15 protein-coding genes are annotated in these 17,692 nt (G+C 60.4%); 7 read left to right on the plus strand and 8 right to left on the minus strand.

Annotated elements, in window-relative coordinates:
- The gene (locus ACIPIN_RS10880; RefSeq protein ID WP_401118282.1) at window positions 1–888 is read right to left on the minus strand and encodes a LysR substrate-binding domain-containing protein; all 888 of its coding nucleotides are present in this window, start codon (window positions 886–888) and stop codon (window positions 1–3) included.
- Window positions 889–997: 109 nt separating this feature from the next.
- Between ACIPIN_RS10880 and ACIPIN_RS10885 the strand changes: the two genes are divergently transcribed.
- The 3 genes from ACIPIN_RS10885 to ACIPIN_RS10895 all read left to right on the plus strand — a co-directional run bounded on the left by ACIPIN_RS10885 (window position 998) and on the right by ACIPIN_RS10895 (window position 3,541).
- A complete protein-coding gene (locus ACIPIN_RS10885; RefSeq protein ID WP_401118284.1) occupies window positions 998–2,377 on the plus strand; it encodes an MFS transporter in 1,380 nt (459 codons plus the stop codon).
- On the plus strand, window positions 2,374–2,772 hold the full coding sequence (locus ACIPIN_RS10890; protein WP_401118286.1) for a DUF4440 domain-containing protein: 399 nt from the start codon (window positions 2,374–2,376) through the stop codon (window positions 2,770–2,772). Before ACIPIN_RS10885 ends, ACIPIN_RS10890 begins: the two co-directional genes overlap by 4 nt.
- Before the next feature lie 394 nt (window positions 2,773–3,166).
- Window positions 3,167–3,541: a DUF6124 family protein gene (locus ACIPIN_RS10895; RefSeq protein WP_401118288.1), complete on the plus strand. Its 375-nt coding sequence runs from the start codon at window positions 3,167–3,169 to the stop codon at window positions 3,539–3,541.
- A 251-nt stretch (window positions 3,542–3,792) separates the two neighbouring features.
- Here the strand turns inward: ACIPIN_RS10895 and ACIPIN_RS10900 are convergent, their stop codons facing one another.
- From ACIPIN_RS10900 to ACIPIN_RS10915, 4 genes are all read right to left on the minus strand, one after another.
- Entirely contained in the window at window positions 3,793–4,656 is an 864-nt protein-coding gene (locus ACIPIN_RS10900; protein WP_401118290.1) for an efflux RND transporter periplasmic adaptor subunit, read from the minus strand.
- 10 nt (window positions 4,657–4,666) lie between these two features.
- A complete protein-coding gene (locus ACIPIN_RS10905) occupies window positions 4,667–4,867 on the minus strand; it encodes a DUF1656 domain-containing protein (protein WP_019691945.1) in 201 nt (66 codons plus the stop codon).
- Window positions 4,857–7,043 carry an FUSC family protein gene (locus ACIPIN_RS10910; RefSeq protein WP_401118292.1) on the minus strand — a complete coding sequence of 729 codons (2,187 nt, stop codon included), beginning with the start codon at window positions 7,041–7,043 and terminating at the stop codon, window positions 4,857–4,859. The genes ACIPIN_RS10905 and ACIPIN_RS10910 overlap by 11 nt, the downstream gene beginning before the upstream one ends.
- A 147-nt stretch (window positions 7,044–7,190) precedes the next feature.
- Window positions 7,191–8,702: an efflux transporter outer membrane subunit gene (locus tag ACIPIN_RS10915; protein WP_401118294.1), complete on the minus strand. Its 1,512-nt coding sequence runs from the start codon at window positions 8,700–8,702 to the stop codon at window positions 7,191–7,193.
- Between the two features lie 275 nt (window positions 8,703–8,977).
- Here ACIPIN_RS10915 and ACIPIN_RS10920 point away from each other — a divergent pair, with 275 nt between their 5' ends.
- From ACIPIN_RS10920 to ACIPIN_RS10930, 3 genes are all read left to right on the plus strand, one after another.
- Window positions 8,978–9,946 carry a LysR family transcriptional regulator gene (locus ACIPIN_RS10920; RefSeq protein WP_401118296.1) on the plus strand — a complete coding sequence of 323 codons (969 nt, stop codon included), beginning with the start codon at window positions 8,978–8,980 and terminating at the stop codon, window positions 9,944–9,946.
- A 253-nt stretch (window positions 9,947–10,199) separates the two neighbouring features.
- Window positions 10,200–11,174, plus strand: coding sequence for a 2-hydroxyacid dehydrogenase (locus ACIPIN_RS10925; protein ID WP_401118299.1), 975 nt, complete (start codon window positions 10,200–10,202; stop codon window positions 11,172–11,174).
- 245 nt (window positions 11,175–11,419) lie between these two features.
- The gene (locus tag ACIPIN_RS10930) at window positions 11,420–11,929 is read left to right on the plus strand and encodes a DUF2165 family protein (protein ID WP_401118301.1); all 510 of its coding nucleotides are present in this window, start codon (window positions 11,420–11,422) and stop codon (window positions 11,927–11,929) included.
- 48 nt (window positions 11,930–11,977) lie between these two features.
- On the opposite strand, the gene ACIPIN_RS10935 is transcribed toward ACIPIN_RS10930, so the two are convergent.
- Entirely contained in the window at window positions 11,978–12,880 is a 903-nt protein-coding gene (locus ACIPIN_RS10935) for a DMT family transporter (RefSeq protein WP_401118303.1), read from the minus strand.
- A gap of 140 nt (window positions 12,881–13,020) precedes the next feature.
- Here ACIPIN_RS10935 and ACIPIN_RS10940 point away from each other — a divergent pair, with 140 nt between their 5' ends.
- Complete coding sequence (locus ACIPIN_RS10940; protein WP_401118305.1) at window positions 13,021–13,896, plus strand: helix-turn-helix domain-containing protein; 876 nt, start codon at window positions 13,021–13,023, stop codon at window positions 13,894–13,896.
- 96 nt (window positions 13,897–13,992) lie between these two features.
- Here ACIPIN_RS10940 and ACIPIN_RS10945 read toward each other — a convergent pair whose 3' ends face one another.
- Together ACIPIN_RS10945 and ACIPIN_RS10950 are read right to left on the minus strand one after the other, a co-directional pair.
- Window positions 13,993–15,045, minus strand: coding sequence for a hypothetical protein (locus ACIPIN_RS10945; RefSeq protein ID WP_401118307.1), 1,053 nt, complete (start codon window positions 15,043–15,045; stop codon window positions 13,993–13,995).
- The gene (locus tag ACIPIN_RS10950) at window positions 15,045–17,480 is read right to left on the minus strand and encodes a TonB-dependent siderophore receptor (protein ID WP_401118309.1); all 2,436 of its coding nucleotides are present in this window, start codon (window positions 17,478–17,480) and stop codon (window positions 15,045–15,047) included. The genes ACIPIN_RS10945 and ACIPIN_RS10950 overlap by 1 nt, the downstream gene beginning before the upstream one ends.
- Window positions 17,481–17,692: the final 212 nt, after the last annotated feature.

Genomic DNA, 17,692 nt, shown 5'->3' on the forward strand with positions numbered 1-17,692 from the left:
TCAACCCGATTGCGGGCTCTTCATGAAATCGATGAATGCTCTGACCTTCAGCGGCAGATGCCGGGTATCCGGATACAACGCGTAAACCCCTTGCCGGGCGAACTGATGATCAGGCAGCAAACGTTGTAACCGTCCGGCATCAAGGTCCTCCTGAATCAACCATTGCGGCAGGATCGCTACGCCATGTCCTGACAGAGAGAAGGCCCGCAAGGTGGCCGAATTGTCAGCGACAATCGCGGTTTTGCCGGGGCCTGGCTGATAGAGATGTTCCGCCCCCTCAGCATCGGTCAGCGTCAATTCAGTCACCCGCGCGTGCCCCAGTTTCGGCAGCGCCTCCAGAGTCTCCAATGTCGTGACTGTTGCGTGTCGGGCGATCAGCGATGGCGCGGCAACAGCAAAGATCTCGAACGTCGACAACTGCACTGCGCGCAAATTGGAGTCGAGCATCCGCCCCAGCCTGATCGCCACGTCGAAGCGCTCGGAAATCAGATCAGCCTGGGTCGAGGAGGTGGATAAGTGAATGTTCAGTTGCGGGTGCAAGTCACGGAATACATCCAGTGTCGGCACCACCTTGGCCAGCGCATATTCCAGCGTTGTCGTGATACGCAGCGTGCCCTCGAGTTGGTTGTGTGCCGAACGTGCCTCTTCGATGGCCCGGCGTGCTTCGTCTAGGGTCCGTAGACAACGCTGATAAAAACGCTCGCCGGCGTCGGTCAGCGCCAATTGCCGGGTGTTGCGGGTCAACAGAGTCACGCCCAATTCCGCCTCCAGCCGTTTCAGATTGAAACTCACCACCGCGCGGCTCTGACCCAGCAGATCGGCCGCAGCCGTCAGTGACCCGGCCTCGACCACGGCTTTAAAGGTGTCGAAACGATCCAAACTCACCATGTTGCGCCGCCCATCTGTCAAAATATTTTTGACAAACTAACAGCCAAACCGACGTTTCTCCAGCACGCCAAACGCCCTACGCTACGCCTCTGTCTACCTGGAGGCTGCCATGGCCTATCGCTCGAAAGTCACCCTCGTGTATTTGCTCGGTTTTGCCCTCGACCTGCTGAACATGTTCGTCGCCAACATCGCTTACCCGGACATTGCCCTGGAACTGCACGCCTCGGTGACTCAACTGGCGTGGATCAGCAACGCCTACATGCTCGGGCTGACGCTGATCATTCCGCTGAGTGTCTGGCTGGCGGCAGCGCTCGGTGAGCGTCGGTTGATCCTCGGCTCATTGCTGCTATTCAGTTGCGCCTCATTGTGCGTGGCTCGGGCCGGTTCAATCGAGGCGCTGATCGGTTGGCGACTGGTTCAAGGTCTGGGTGGCGGGCTGCTGATCCCGGTGGGTCAGGCCTTGGCCTATCGGCAGTTTCCGGTAGCAGAACGCAGCCGTCTGACGGCCTGGGTGATGCTGATCGCTTTGCTGGTGCCGGCGCTGTCACCTGCGGCGGGCGGGCTGATTGTGCAGGTGTTGTCCTGGCGCTGGATCTTCTACGTCAATGTGCCGCTGGCACTGCTGGCGTTGTTGCTCGCTGCCGTGTGGTTGAAAGCCGACGACCCGACGCCTGAACGCCCGACACTGGACAGTCGGGGACTGTTGCTCGGTGCCGGGACCTTGAGCCTTTTGCTGATTGCGCTGAGCCTGTTGAGCGAGGCCGGCAGCCGCTATCTGGGTATTTTTGGACTGGCGCTCAGTGCTGTCGGCGGGTGGTTATACGTTCGCGATGGCTGGCGAAAAGCGGCGCCGATCCTCGATCTGCAGTTGATCAAAGGTCAGTGGTTGCGCGTGGCGATGCTGGTGTACCTGTTTATCCCCGGCGTCTTCATCGGCACCAGCCTGATCGCCGTGCTGCACTTGCGCGACCTCGGTTTCAGCGCGGTACAGACCGGTGCGTTGATGCTGCCGTGGGCGATTGGGTCGGGGCTCGCGATCACGTTGGGCAAACGCGCCTTCCAGCGTTTCGGTCCCAAGCCATTGTTGATCGGCGGCATGATCGCTCAGAGCCTCGGCATCCTGCTACTGACGCAGATCGAACAACCTCAAGGGCCGCTGCCGATCCTTGCCTACGCGCTGATGGGGCTGGGCGGCAGCCTGTGCAGCAGCACGGCGCAGACCCTGGCGTTTCTCGACATTCACACCTCACGCATGGGCCACGCGAGTGCCCTGTGGAACATCAATCGGCAACTGAGTTTCTGCCTCGGTGCGGCGCTCTTGAGTTCACTGCTGGGCGCGCTTGGGCCCTCTTCGTCACACGCATTCATCCTGTGTTTTCTGTGCGCAGCAGCGCTCACGTTTTCTCCCTTGTCAGCCATTCTGCGCCTCGACACCGCGAAGCTGCTGACGCACATTACCCCTCACCCACCCAAGGAGAAAACCGCATGACGGACTACAGCGAATACTTCAACGAAGTGACCCAGACCCTCGTCGACATCGAGCAATGGTTTTCCGGCACCGCCGATAAAGGCGTACTGACGCAGTTGCTGGCGCGTTTCTCGCCGCAGTTTTCGATGATCGTACCCGGCGGCAACGCGCTGGATTATCCGGGCTTGAGCGAGCTGTTCGATAAACTCGGCGGTGCTCGCCCCGGCTTGATTATCGGCCTGAGCGAACTGCACGGGATCGGCCAACACGCAGGCGGCGCCACCGTCAGCTATCGCGAACTGCAATCCGATGCGAGCGGCGTGCTGAACGATCGGCGCGCTACGGCCGTGATTGAAAAACTGCCGTCAGGCGCGCTGCAGTGGCGGCATTTGCATGAGACGTATTGCCAAGGTTGAACAAGATTGCTCCCACTCTGGAGAGTGGGAGCAATCAACAGCCTTTGTTTATATAACGCGTCATCTCACCAGCCGCCCCCTACATCACCTTGCGTCGCAACCTACACCTGCGCCAGAATCCGCCGGCTTGTGCGCCTTGGCCCTTGCTCCTATTGTTTCCGTGTCACTGCTCATCAGTGATCGGGTCTGCAAGCCCGCCGGAAATAACCAGTCGCACGGCAACACCATAAGTAAAAGGACGCTTTTTTGTGTCCGTTTTTATGGCGGCTGTGCGCGGGAGACCTTCGGGTCTGCCGGGTTCCTGGTTTCCCGGTCTTGCAGACCCGCGCATAGCTGCCACCCATCATCTGCAAGTGATATTGGCAGCTCCTTTGGAACAATCAGGAGCATCACCATGTTCAAAGCTACTCCAAACCCTCCCGAAACCGACCCCGTTTCTCCCTACGCCTCCCTCGATTCAAAAGAACTCCACGCCGCCGCGCACCGTGCGCTCGACCATTACCTGGTGCTGCCCGAAACAAAGGCACTGTTAGCCGACCGACGCCCCGGCTGCATTTTCGTCATCGCCCCCGACGTCGACTCTGAAACCCTGCTGGCCCACGCCTGCGAAACCCTCGCCTCGGCCAATGTCATGGCCAGCGATCTGGCGTTTGAGCTCGACGGTCCGAAGCGCAATACCGCGCTGGCGATTCAACAGATGATCTCTTTGGCCGAGTTGGCGGTGAATCGGGCACTGGATCACCTCGATCCACCGGACTCGCCGCAGTAGCGCGCCAAGGCGTTAATCGTTCATAGCAGGCAAGCCTTGATGGCAATCAGTTAAGGCGAAGGCGCGCAACCTGTGGGAGCGAGCTTGCTCGCGATGGCGGTGGGCCAGCCAACATTGATGTTGAATGTAATGCCGTCATCGCGAGCAAGCTCGCTCCCACAGTTGACCTCCTTCGTGCACATATCGTGTGTTCGCTGAAGATCTAGTGTGGGAGCGGGCTTGCTCGCGAAGCAGGCGACTCGGTCTACCAGCTACTCCCCGCCCGCCTGCTTCACCACCACCGTACAAGTAATCCCCGCCGCCAGCAGCACCCCGTCCGGCACTTCATCGATGTGAATCCGCACCGGCACCCGTTGTGCCAATCGCACCCAGTTAAAGGTCGGATTCACGTCAGCGATCAGCTCGCGGCTTTCCGGGTTATCGCGATCATAGATACCGCGCGAAATACTTTCGACATGGCCCTTGAGCACTTCGCCACTCATCAATTGCATATCGGCCTTATCGCCAACTCGCACGTGGGGCAGTTTGGTTTCTTCGAAGAAGCCGTAGACCCAGAACGAGTTCATGTCGACCACGGCCATTTTCGCTTCGCCGATGCGTGCGTAGTCGCCGCGATGAACGTTGAGGTTGGTGACGTAACCGTCCACCGCTGCCAACACTTTAGTGCGTTTGAGGTTCAGCTCTGCCGCCTCAAGCTGAGCCTGGGCCTGTTGGTAATCGGCCAGTGCCGAGTCGGCAATGTTACTGGCATCGTCGCGGTTTTCTTTGGAGATCACCAGGTTGTCGAGATCCGCTCGGCGATGCGCGTTGACTTTGCGCATCTCCCAGGTGGCCTTGCGTGACGCCACCAGCGACTGCGCCTGTTTCACCGCGATCTGGTAGTGCTCGGGGTCGATCTGCATCAGCAGGTCGCCCTTTTTCACCAACTGGTTGTCACGCACCGGAACGTCGATCACTTCGCCGGTGACGTCGGCGGCGACGTTGATGATGTTGGCGCGCACCCGGCCATCGCGGGTCCACGGAGTGTCCATGTAATGCACCCAGAGGGTCCGGCCGATCCACAGCGCGAGGGCCAGTACCAATAAGGTCGCGAGCAGACTGAAGAGCTTTTTCATCGAATCGGTCTCAAGGGTAAACAGTCAGCGCCAGGGCGCCGAACAAGCAAGTGAAGAGGCTCAAACGCAGCAGCGCCGGGTGCCAGAAGAAGCGGTACAGATCAAACCCGGAGAGAAACCGGTCGAGCGCCCAGGCCACTGCCGCAGCGATGAAAAACATCAGGGTCATGGTCGGCATGTACACGCCGTGGAAGGCGATTTCACGAGGCATGGTCAGGTCCTTGAGCGGTGGCAAGTGCTGCCAGCGGCGATTGCGGGTCGAGCAGCGATGTGCGGATGAAATGCAGGTAGCTCTTCACCCGACGCAAGGCCGACGTGTCGAAATGCGGGGCGAAGGGTTCGTCGGTGGCCTGGACGCGGCTGATGGCGTGGTCGACCGCCACCAGACTGCGTTCCAGATTGCTTTGACTTGGTTGCAGAAACAGCCGCACCAGCGAGCGGCCCATGACCCGGATCGCCTGGCGCCACGGTTGAGATTCGGCATAGGCCGGGTGCACCGGAAGAATCGCCTGCTCCTTGCGCAACTCGATGATCGCGTGGCCGATTTCCAGCACCACGAACATCCAGCGCAACAGATCGCGTTGCACCTGCGGTTGCCCGGCGGCCAGGCCATAGGCCTGATGCACCAGATCGCGGGTGCTGCTTTCAAAACTGCTGGCCAGCCCCTTGAGTTTGCCGCTGATGGCGAACACCACTTGCCCACGCAAGTCCTGCTCCAGTCGCCACCACAACCAGCGACTGTTGGGCGGCAAGATGATCGCCCCCGCCGCCGCGCACACCAGCATGCCCATGACCATGGCGATGTAGTCGTTGATGAAGGTGTAAGGGTTGTAGACCGTCAGGTTGTCCGGCACTGAACCGGTGCTGAAAAAGATCAGCAAACCCAGGCCGACACCGGCGTACTGCGGCCGTGAAGTGAGGAACGAACCGAGCACAATCACCGGCGCCAGCATCACGCAGAGCAACGGGAAACCGTCGATCCACGGGAAGATGAAAAACATCTCGACGAAGCCGATCAGCGCCCCGAGCAACGCTCCGCAGGCCATCTGGAACGCCATGCGTTTGGGGTTCGGGGTGGCCGCCGAAAGACCGACGGTGGCGGCAGCGATCAAGGTCATGGTGGCGCCGCTCGGCCACGCGGTGGCGACCCAGTAACTGCCCAGCACAATCAGAATGAACGAGGCCCGAATGCCCGCAGCGGCCGAGGCCAGCCAGTTGGTTTTCGGGGTGTAGGGTTCGTCCCATTGCTCGCGTTCGTGACGGTGCTCGGCCAGTGACGCGTGGGTCTGTGCATAACTGTGCAGCTCGTCGACGAAGCGGTAGAGCAACTCGTACGCCGTGTGGAAATCCAGCTGCTCGGCGTCGCTCGGTTCGCTCTCCTGAAAGATCGCCCGCAAGCTGCGCACCCGCGCCGGCAAACCCTCTTTGTAGGTCGCCAATTGCGCCGCCAGACGCGCCGCATCGGCATGCGTCAGCGCACGCCCCGAAAAGCTATCGAGCAATTCGGCCAGGTCCTGCAAGCCCGGTTTGATCGCCGCCACCACCTGTTCGGTGCCACTGTTGCGCAAGCGTTCGAGCAATTGGTGCAAGGCATTGAAACGGGTGGTGATGCCCATGAACTCGCTGTTCAAGCGACTGAGCCGACCGTTGCGTCGACGCATGTGCGGGTCTTCGAACACAGTGACGCTGCGCAGACCTTCCAGGCCCACGGCTTCGGCGATAAAACGCACGTTGCCGGCTTCGAAAGCCTCGCGTTGGCTGCGCCCACGCAAGCCATCAGTCACGAACAGTGCGAACACCCCGAAGCGCTGATACAAGGCGTTGCGCATCGCGGCGCTGGCGGTTTGCGGGAGGATCGCGGCACTGACCAGGGTTGAACAGAGAATCCCCAGGGAGATTTCCAGCACCCGCCAGACCGCAGCCATAAAGGCGCCGTCCGGATGCGCCAACGCCGGCAAACCGACCATCGCTGCGGTGTAACCAGCGAGCACAAACCCGTAGGCGCGGAAGTTGCGATAACGCGCGGCACCGGCCGTGCAGATACCGACCCAGATCGCCAGTGAGCCGAGAAACAGCTCGGTGTTCTGCGCGAACAGGGCAATCAGCGCGACCATCACCGCCGACCCGGCCAACGTGCCGAGGAAGCGATAAAAACTTTTGGCGAACACCTGACCGCTCTGCGGTTGCATGACGATGAACACGGTGATCATCGCTGTGCGCGGTTGCGGCAGTTCCAGGCGCATGGCCAGCCAAAGAGTCAGGAACGCGGCGATCAGCACCTTGAAGATGTAAACCCAGGTCACGCCGTCACTGCGTGCCCAGTCGAAAAAACCACGGCGCCATTCAAGGGAATACAGCCAGCGCAGCGGTGCAGGCAAGGGAGTCATGAAATCCTGCTCAGTGGTCGAAAATTGTGCGGCGAGAACACGATCCCTGTGGGAGCGGGCTTGCTCGCGAAAGCGGTGTGTCAGTCGATGCAGATGTCACCTGACACACCGCTTTCGCGAGCAAGCCCGCTCCCACAGGTTTTGTGTTCAATTCGAGAGGCTCTGAAGAAGGACCGGGGTTTTCGGCGCCTGGACTTTGCTGTCCGGCGGCACGTCGTTGCCAGCGCCAAGTCCGCCGCCGAGGGCGGTGACCAGTTCGGCATGGGCACTCAAACGAGCGGCCTGAACCTGTTGTTGCACTTGCTGCTGCTTGAACAACAGGCTCTGGGCGTTAAGCACGTTGAGGTAATCGGTGAGCCCGCGCTGATAGGCGATCATCGCGATGTCGTAGGTTTTCTGCGCAGCCGCCACCGATTCCTCGGCGAAGGCTTGCTGCTTGTCCATGGACTCGCGGCGGATCAACTGGTCGGAGATGCTTTTGAGCGCATTGACCAGGGTCTGGTTGTACTTGGCCACGGCGATGTCATAGCCGGCCGAGGCTTCACCCAGCTCCGAGCGCAAGCGCCCACCATCGAAGATCGGCAAGGAGATCGCCGGCCCGACGTTGTAGTTAAGCTTCTTGCCGGTCAGGAACTCCAGCGCTCCACCGCCGGTGGCCATGTAACCGAGGCTACCGACCAGATCGACGTTGGGGTAGAACCCGGCGTGCGCCACATCGATACCGCGTGCCTGAGCCGCGACTTGCCAGCGACTGGCGACCACGTCCGGGCGTTGGCCGAGCAATTGCGCCGGCAGCGCCGAAGGTAGTTTCAGTGCTGTGCCCAAAGACAGCGTCGGGCGCTGCAAACGTGCGCCCTCCCCCGGCCCTTTGCCTGCCAGTGCCGCGAGCTGGTTTCGACTCAGGGCGATTTCTTCGTCCAGCGCGTCCAGTTGCCGATGGGTTTCCGGCAACGGGGTTTGTGCCTGGCTGACTTCGAAATGAGTGCCAATGCCGCCGTCCAGACGCTTCTGTGCGAGGTCGAGAATCTGCTGTTGCTGCTTGAGGGTCGCGACCACGATGTCCCGCTGCGCGTAATGCAGCGACAACTGGATGTAGGCACGCACCACGTTGTTCTGCAATTCGAGCTGAGCCATGCGCGCTTCGGCGGCGCTCATGTGCGCCATGTCGACGGCGCGTTCGGTGGCATTGCTTTCGCGGCCCCACAGGTCGAGGGCGTAGCTGAAACCGAGGGCGGCGTTGTTGTCCCAAGTGGTGGTATTGGCCAGTTCACCCGGACCGTAGAACTGATCGGTGGGCCAGTTGTGGCGCTTGAGGGTGGATTGGCCATTGACCTGCAACGACTCGGCCGACTCGGCAACACCGGCCATGGACTTGGCCTGACGCACACGGGCGGCGGCCATGGCCATGCTCGGGTTGCCTTGCACGGCGAGGTCGACCCAGGCGTTCAATTGGGGATCGCCATAGGCCTGCCACCACTGCGCGGTGGGCCAATGAGCGTCCTTGGCGGCGCTCTGGATCGCCTCGTCGGTGGCCAATGTGTTGGCGTCGAATGCCTTGCCCTGTGGGGCAATACCTCCGGTTCCGATGCAGCCGCTGATTGCTAACGATAAAGCCCAAACACTGAGAGTCTTCAACTCTCTGCTGATGCGACGCGGCACTGCTGCAAATTCCTGGAATTGGGGGAGGTACGAGATCCTTGTGGGAGCGGGCTTGCTCGCGAAGGGGCCGCCGCGGTGGGTCTGAATGACCTCGTTGCAGCCATTCGCGAGCAAGCCCGCTCCCACAATGGCGGCAATTCTAGGCGGCGGTCCGGGTGGCGATAAGCCGGGAATCCTGTGAATCTTTGTTACCGTTCACGAGATAATCCCTTGGTCGGGGTCACAGAACTCCGCAACTTCGTGCCACAATTTGTCATCGCACCCGAGAGCACCCCATGGACACTTTGCAAAACATGCGCGCCTTCAGCTGCGTCGCCGAAGCCGGCAGCTTCACTGCCGCTGCCGTGCAGCTGGATACCACGACGGCCAACGTCTCGCGCGCGGTCTCCAACCTGGAAGCTCACCTGCAAACCCGTTTGCTCAACCGCACCACCCGCCGCATCGCCCTGACCGAGGCCGGCAAACGTTATTTGCTGCGCTGCGAGCAGATCCTCGCCTATGTCGAGGAAGCCGAAGCCGAAGCCAGCGACGCCCATGCGCGCCCGGCCGGGCAACTCAAGGTGCACACCATGACCGGGATCGGTCAGCACTTCGTGATCGATGCGATCGCCCGCTATCGCAAAACCCACCCGGACGTGACCTTCGACCTGACCATGGCCAACCGCGTGCCGGACTTGCTGGACGAGGGCTACGACGTATCGATCGTGCTCGCCAGCGAACTGCCGGACTCGGGTTTTGTCTCGCAACGGCTGGGCATCACTTACAGCATTGTCTGTGCATCGCCGGCCTACGTGAAGGCCAACGGCTGCGCGCAGAAGCCCAGCGACCTGCTTAACCATGCCTGCCTGCGCCTGGTCAGCCCGGTGATTCCGCTGGAGAAATGGGTGTTCGATGGCCCGGAAGGCCAGGAAATGGTCACCATCAACAGCTCGCCGTTTCTGGTGAACTCCGCCGACGCCATGAAAACCGCGATCATCAGCGGCATGGGCATTGGTGTGCTGCCGGTCTACGCCGCCATCGAGAGTCTGCGCAACGGTAGCCTGGTGCGGGTCATGCCCAACTACCGCTCGCAAGAGCTGAACCTGTACGCCATCTACCCGTCGCGCCAGTACCTGGATGCGAAGATCAAGACCTGGGTCGAATATTTGCGCGGGTCGTTGCCGGAGATTCTAGCGGCGCATCAGGCGGAATTGGCGGCGTATGAGTTGAGCGGGAGTATGGGTGGGGTTCGGGTGGCGAATTGATCGTAAGGATTGACGCGATCCAGTGTGGCGAGGGAGCTTGCTCCCGCTCGGGTGCGAAGCAGCCGTAAACCAGACGACAAGGTTTGCCTGATACACCTTACGCTCCGGCTTTTGGGGCCGCTGCGCTGCCCAGCGGGAGCAAGCTCCCTCGCCACAGGGTTTGTGTTCGCTCAAAGCCTGGAGCTCTCGCAAAACCCCGTCAGAGAATGTTAGCGTGCTTGGCATTCTCCTCCGCCTGACGAGCCTTCCTGCGATGAAAAAGACCGTACTTGCCTTCAGCCGTGTCTCGCCCGAAATGGTCGAGTCCCTGCAACAGGACTTCGATGTGATCGTGCCCAATCCCAAGCTGGGCGACATCAGCGCACAGTTCAACGAAGCCCTGCCCCACGCCCATGGCCTGATCGGCGTCGGTCGCAAGCTCGGTCGCGCGCAGCTGGAAAACGCCAGCAAACTCGAAGTGGTGTCCAGCGTCTCGGTCGGTTACGACAACTATGACCTGACCTATTTCAACGAGCGCGGGATCATGCTCACCAACACCCCGGACGTGCTGACCGAAAGCACCGCCGACCTGGCCTTTGCCTTGCTGATGAGCAGCGCCCGGCGTGTCGCCGAGCTGGACGCCTGGACCAAGGCCGGGCAATGGCAGGCCACTGTCGGCGCGCCGCTGTTTGGTTGCGACGTGCATGGCAAAACCCTGGGCATCGTCGGCATGGGCAACATCGGTGCGGCGATCGCACGGCGCGGTCGTCTGGGCTTCAACATGCCGATTCTGTACAGCGGCAACAGCCGCAAGGCTAACCTCGAACAGGAACTCGGCGCGCAGTTTCGCAGCCTTGATCAGTTGCTGGCTGAAGCCGATTTCGTCTGCCTGGTGGTGCCACTCAGCGACAAGACCCGGCACCTGATCAGCCATCGCGAGCTGGCGCTGATGAAGCCCAGCGCGATTCTGGTGAATATTTCCCGTGGCCCGGTGGTTGATGAACTGGCGCTAATCGAGGCTTTGCAGAACAACCGGATCCGCGGTGCGGGGCTGGATGTGTACGAGAAGGAACCCCTGGCCGAGTCGCCGCTGTTCCCGCTGAAGAACGCCGTGACCTTGCCGCACATCGGTTCGGCCACCCATGAAACCCGCGAAGCCATGGCTAACCGCGCCTTGGCCAACCTGCGCAGCGCGCTGCTGGGTGAGCGGCCGCAGGATCTGGTAAATCCGCAGGTGTGGAAAGGCTGATCGACAGACAGGCACGCCGTTTAAGGCGTGCCTGTTGTTTTAAACTTATGGGTGAACACAACAGTGCACACCCACAACACCATTAATAAAAACAGTCAGGCCTGACACTTCGTTTGCGATTAGGCAGCACAACTTACCTGCGACACAACTTGCAATTCAGTCCCGCCCCCTACACTTTTCATGCGTTATAAACTCACCCGCTATAACCTGCGCATTGCAGGAACCGGAATGGGAGAGTATGCACTATGATACATTTCACGACTGCCTGCCTGATCAGGCGCAGTAAGTTGGCCCTGGTGTTAATGGCTGGAGTATTTGGTTTGCTTGTTGTATACGGCAATGTGACCGACTACGACTCCAACTACGAATTCGTTGGACATGTCCTCAGCATGGACACAACCCGCCCCAACGATGCCCTACGCTATCGCGCCATTACCTCCCCCATGCTGCACCATAGAATCTACTGGATGATCATCACCCTGGAGACGATCTACACGGCCTGTTGTTTGTTGGGTGCCTATCAGCTTTATAAAAAACTGAATGCGCCACGCAAGGAGTTTCACGAGGCAAAAAAATACGGAATTATCGGCTTGATGATGGGTATATTCGTGTATTACTTCTGCATACAGGTTATCGCCAATGAATGGTTCGACATGGACACTTCCAAAGAGTGGAACGCCATGGCATGGACCCGAAGTATTATCGGCTACATGATGACGGCGCTTATTTATCTGTCACTGAAGACTGACCATTAATAAACGCCGTACGGCTGAACCCTGCAACACAAAGTGCAACTTGTTCGATCACGCCAACTTGCCACTTACTGCCGTTACCAGCGCCTTGGGCTTGCGAAACACCAACACGTTACCCAGCATCACCAGTACCAACCCGGCCAATGCGGGTGCGGTCCATTGGTAGCCTTCGGCGAAGGCCGACACGTTCAACGCCACCACCGGGAACAGCACAGTGCAATAAGCCGCGCGTTCAGGGCCCATGCGCCCGACCAGGGTCAGGTAAGCGGTAAAGCCGATGACCGAGCCCGGAATCACCAGATACAACAACGAGCCGATGTAACGCGAGTTCCATTCCATGTCGAACGGAATGCCTTTGACCAGACAGTACATCGACAGCATCGCAGCGCCATAGGCCATACCCCAGGCGTTGGTGGTCAGCGGCTTGAGGCCGGCTTTCTGTTGCAGGCTCGAGAGCATGTTGCCAGCCGAGAAGCACAGCGTACCAAGCAGCGCCAGAGCCAGGCCAAGCAGGGTTTGCGGGCTGGCGGTATGGCCGACCAGTTCCGGCCAGAACAACAAGCCCAGCCCGAACAGCCCCAACGCGCCGCCCATCAACACATTGCGCGCAACTTTCTGACCGAAGAACACCCGCGCATTCAGCGCATTCCACAGTGTGGCGGTAGAAAACACTACGGCGACCAGACCGCTGGGGATCCACTGGCTGGCGGTGAGGAAGCACATGAAATTGATGCAGAACAGGCACAGCCCCTGGGCCAGACAGATAAGATGACCGCGCCGGTTCATCACTTGCAGGCGTCGGCTGAGCAGTAACATCACGAACAGCACCAGCGATGCCAGGCCGAAGCGATAAACGATCGACACCGGAATCGCCACCACCCCCAGTTGCAGTTTCAAGGCGATCCAGGTGGTGCCCCAGATCAGCACGGTCAGCAGGTATAACGAGAGGTTCATAGCGGCAACTCCTGAAGATGGCCTTCAGTCTGTGCCCGAGGGACACCTGTGCGCTTGCATAAACTTGCGCTTTTGTCAGGCAACGGGCTGGCAGCGTCGAGGCGACGGAGTAGGATGCAAGGCGTTGGAGAGAACCGATCATGCCCGCACTGGAAACCCTGCAAGTCTTTCAAGCCCTCAACCGCTCGCCCAATGCTCGCCTTGAGCACAGCGCCGAGCTCGGTGACGGCATGGCTGCAGCCCTGTGGAGCAACCATCACGATGCCCAGGACTATGAAGCGCCGGGTCATCACACCCTCTCCTGCTACATCGCCGGAGGCACCGGGACCTTTCGCCGCGAGCAACCCGGCACCAAGGGCGGCCCGGACAAACTCTGCATCCTGCCCGCCGAGCACCAGTCAGCCTGGGTGATCAACGGTGAAATCCGTCTGGCTCACTTGTACTTCAGCCCCGAACAATTTGCCCTCGGCTGCGTCACCTTGCTCGACCGTGAACCGCGTGAACTGCAATTGCAGGAAAGCACCTTTCTCGAAGACCCGCAGCAGGCTCGACGCTTCCGTCAGTTGATTGAATTGAACTGGAACGAGCCCGGTGAACGCCTGCTGACCAGCAGTCTCGCGCACGAAATGCTCAGCCACACCTTGCTCAGTCAGGTCGGCCTGCGTCAGGGCTTGCGCCTCAAGGGTGGGTTGGCCGCGCATCAACGCCGGCAATTGGTCGAGTACATCGACCACCAATTGGCCGAGCCGATCAGCCTGGGTCAGTTGGCCGGTCTGTGTGCTTTGTCGGAGTACCACTTTGCGCGGATGTTTCGCGAGAGCTTCGGCCTGCCGCCGCATCAATACCTGTTGGCCCGCCGCCTGACTCATGCACGGCATTTGCTGCGCAGTACTTCGCAGCCGCTCGGTGAAATTGCGCTGGCCTGCGGTTTTGCCAGCGCCAGCCATTTCACCAACCGCTTTCGTCAGGCCATGAAGGGCACGCCTGGCGAATACCGCCAGGCGTTTTTGCGTTAACCCCCCTCCCCCCCTCCCGTAGGAGCTGCCGCAGGCTGCGATCTTTTGATCTTCAGCGGCCTTGCCGACACCAAAGATCGCAGGCTTCGCCAGCTCCTACGGGGTTAGGGTGGTCACCGAGAAGCTGTTGGCGTGAAACTGCGGATCCGGCTTGGGCTCAGCCTTGCTCGGTGCTGGCTGGGTGAAGTCCATCGCCGGCAGGTAAACCTTTTTGTTCAGCGGATCGAAGGCCATGTTGTAGGCCATCGGCAAGGTGCTGACGCTGGCCTGCGCCTGGTAGTGATCAGCATCAAGTTGCTTGATGATGCTCAGGTTGGCATCGACCCCGCTTGGAATCAGCAACCGCCGATTGTCCGCGTCATAGGCCAGGGCGTTGACGTCACGGGTGATCGGCAGGCGAGCCTTCAAGGCACCGCTCTCAAGATCGGCGACAACCAGTTGCGGTGTGTCGCCTCGGCAAGCAATGAACAAACGCCCGCGTTCGGCATCCTGAGCCAGAGCACTGGGCCGCGTGCAACCTTCGAACTGCCAGGTGTCGAGGACTTCAAAACTGCTCGCGGAGAAACGTGCAACCTTGCCCTCGTCGCGCATCGGCAGGAAGAAACTGCCGTCGCCCTTGACCAGCAACGGGTCGATTTTCTTCACGTCCAGTTCATGCGCGGCGGTGATGCGCTCTTGCTGCGGATCAAACACAAACAAGGTCGAACGATCGGCACGCCGACCGCTGACGATGATCACCTGGCCGCTGCGCGGTTCATACACCGCGCTGTTGAGGTTGCTCTGGGCCACCGGAATGCGCTTGAGCAGTTTGAGTGTGGATAACTCGACCACGCCCAGGCTGCCGTCGGTGTTGAGCACAAACACCCGGTTCAACGTCGGCACGAACACCACGCCGTTGGCGCCCGCTGAGCCGTCGATGGTTTTCAGCAGACGTTGCTGGTCGACATCGAACACGCTCAGGCCGTTTTCCCGGCGGGCCAGAAACAGATAAGGCCGCGTCGGGTCGAGGGCGACAAAACCCCAACTGTCTCCCGATCCGGGCAAGCTCACCTGCTGCTCGCGATGGTAAACCCGTGCATCCGGTGCCGGCGCGGCAAACGCCGCGCCGCTGAATGCCAACGCCAAAATAGCAATCTTCAAGGTTTTCATCAGAACTCCAGGGTGCTGGACAACGACACCTGACGCGAATCGCCCATCGACACAAAGAACCGGCTGACGGCCGAGGTGTAGTAAGTGCGGTCGAAGAGGTTTTTCACGTTGAGCTGGAACTTGACCTTCTGCCCGTCGAGTTTGGTGTCGTAGGTGGCGAAGGCGTCGGCCACGGTGTAGCTCGGCAGGTCGAAATCGTTCACCGCATTGCCGGCCCGCTCGCCGACATACCGGGCGCCTGCGCCCACCCGCAACTGGTCGCCACCGACGATGGTGCCGAAGTCATAGACCGCCGACAGCGAGCCAGTGTTTTTCGCCACGTTTTGCAGTCGTTTGCCTTTGTAGTCCGGGTCTTCGGTGACCTCGGCGTCGGTGTAGGCGTAGCTGCCGATCATGCTCCAGCGGTCACTCAACTGACCGGTCAGGTCCATTTCCAGACCACGGGACCGCACTTCACCGGCCGCACTGTAGGTGGTGACCAGCGGGTTCTCGGAGTTGGCCACCAGTACGTTGCGCTTCTTGATGTCGAACAGCGCGATGTTGCCGGTCACGCGACCCGGGATATCGAGCTTGGCGCCCAGCTCCCAGGACTTGGCTTCTTCCGGTGCAATGCCGCCATCGAGAACGATCGTGCTGCCGCTCAATGGCGCGATGGTCGAGTTCGGTTTGAAGGACTCGGTGTAGCTGCCGTAGAACGACAGTTCATCGGTGTAGCGATACACCAGACCGGCGCGCGGCACCCACTTCTGGCCGTTGCTGTCGGTGTTGGCCTTGAACGGACGGCCCTTGCCGGCGTACTGGTCGTATTCCTGGAAGCGTCCGCCGGCCACCAGAATCCACTGGTCGTTCAGATGGATCGAGTCCTGCAGGAACACCGCATCGCTGCGCAGCAAATCGGTCTGATCGCTGTCCGGAGCGCTGACCGTGGTGCCTGCCACCTCACGACCGTAGATCGGGTCCAGATAACTGAAGGAAGGGAACAGGCTCTTCTGACGGATCAGGTCGGCGCGGTAGATCTTGCGGTATTCGTCATCCACACCAAACACCAGATCATGCTGCATACCGGCCACATCGACCTTGCCTTCGAGGCTGGCGGTGGTGAAACGGTCAGTGGTCAGGGCGCCCTGTGTGCGGTCCATGCTACGGGTCAGCGTGCCTTTTTTCGGGTCGATGGCAGTGATGCGAACCTGACTGGCGTCGTAGGTTTCGCGGTTCCAGCTGTAACCGAAGTGGGCTTTCCAGTTGTCGTTGAGCTCGTGGTCGGCTTCGAAATGGTACAGATCCGAACGGCCTTCCATGTTGTTGAACGGCTCGTCAAGGCGACGCTCACGGGGGATGTCCAACGGGTGATTGGTGCGCGGATCGATGGCGGTGCCACGGTCGAAGGGTGCAAGAAACTCGCGGTGCTCGTAAGCGAACAGCAGCTTGGTGCTCTCGCCGAACCAGGCCAGGGACGGCGCGATCAAGGTCTCGCGATGCGTGCCGAAGTTGCGCCAGTAGTCTTCGTCTTCGTGGTCCAGCACCATTCGATAAGCCAGTCCGGAGTCGCCCAGTGGCCCGGTGCTGTCGAGGCTGCCACCGCTGCCGTTCTTGCCGTTGCCATAGCTCGAGCCACGCACGGTCAAGGCGTTGTATTGCTGCAATTCCGGCTTCTTGCTGACCACGTTCACCACGCCGCCCGGATCCTGAATGCCGTAAAGCAACGAGGCCGGGCCCTTCAAGACTTCGACTCGATCCACCGCGGCGTTCAGGCCACGGCCCTGCACCAGCGGCATGCCGTCGCGCATGATCGAGCCGTTGCGGTTGTCACCGAAACCACGAGTCATCACCGAATCCTGAGTACTGCCCAACGTGTTGCCCTGGGTGATGCCGCTGACGTTGGCCAGCGCATCGTCCAGATTGCGCGGCACCTGATCGCGCAGCACCTGGGCCGGGATCACGTTGATGGTCTGGGGGATTTCCTGGAGCGAAGCCGAGGAACGTGCCACTGAGGTGGTGGACGGTGGCTGATAGCTCATCGGTTGCTGCACCACCGAGGTGATGGTGGTCGCGCCGAGGTTCAGGGTGCCCTCGGTGGGCTGTGGCTCAAGGGCCAGGGTGTGGGCGTCGGTCTGGCGGAAGGTGAAACCAGACTTGCTCAACAAGCGCTGCATGGCTTGTTCGGCGCTCATCTCGCCACTGATGGCCGGCGCGCTGAGACCGTACGGCGCTTCATCGGTGTAAACCACGCTGATGCCGGTGACCCGGCTGAAGTCGCTCAAGGCCTGGGGCAGCGGTTTAGCGGCGATGCTGAAGCTGAACAGCGCGCTGTGTTGCTCGCTGGACTGCGCGGCGCAAGCCACGCTCAGCGGCAACAAGGCCGACACCGCCAGCGCAGAAGCGCCAAACCACTGTTTAACCGAACCGCCTGCCGCCGACTTTGCCCTGGACTTCATTGCTCATGACCTGTGTGTAGAAATGCTACGGATGCGAATGAATCGCACTTTCACCTCTACACGAATGTCACTCGGGTTTACCTCACACCTTTTTTGAAATTATTTGCACGACGCCCCGTAGGAGCTGCCGCAGGCTGCGATCTTTTGATCTTTCAGTTTTTGGAAAAGATCGCAGCCTGCGGCAGCTCCTACGGGGGCGGTGGTGTGTGGCC

The sequence above is a fragment of the Pseudomonas sp. NPDC087697 genome (assembly GCF_044743155.1).
Lineage (GTDB): Bacteria > Pseudomonadota > Gammaproteobacteria > Pseudomonadales > Pseudomonadaceae > Aquipseudomonas.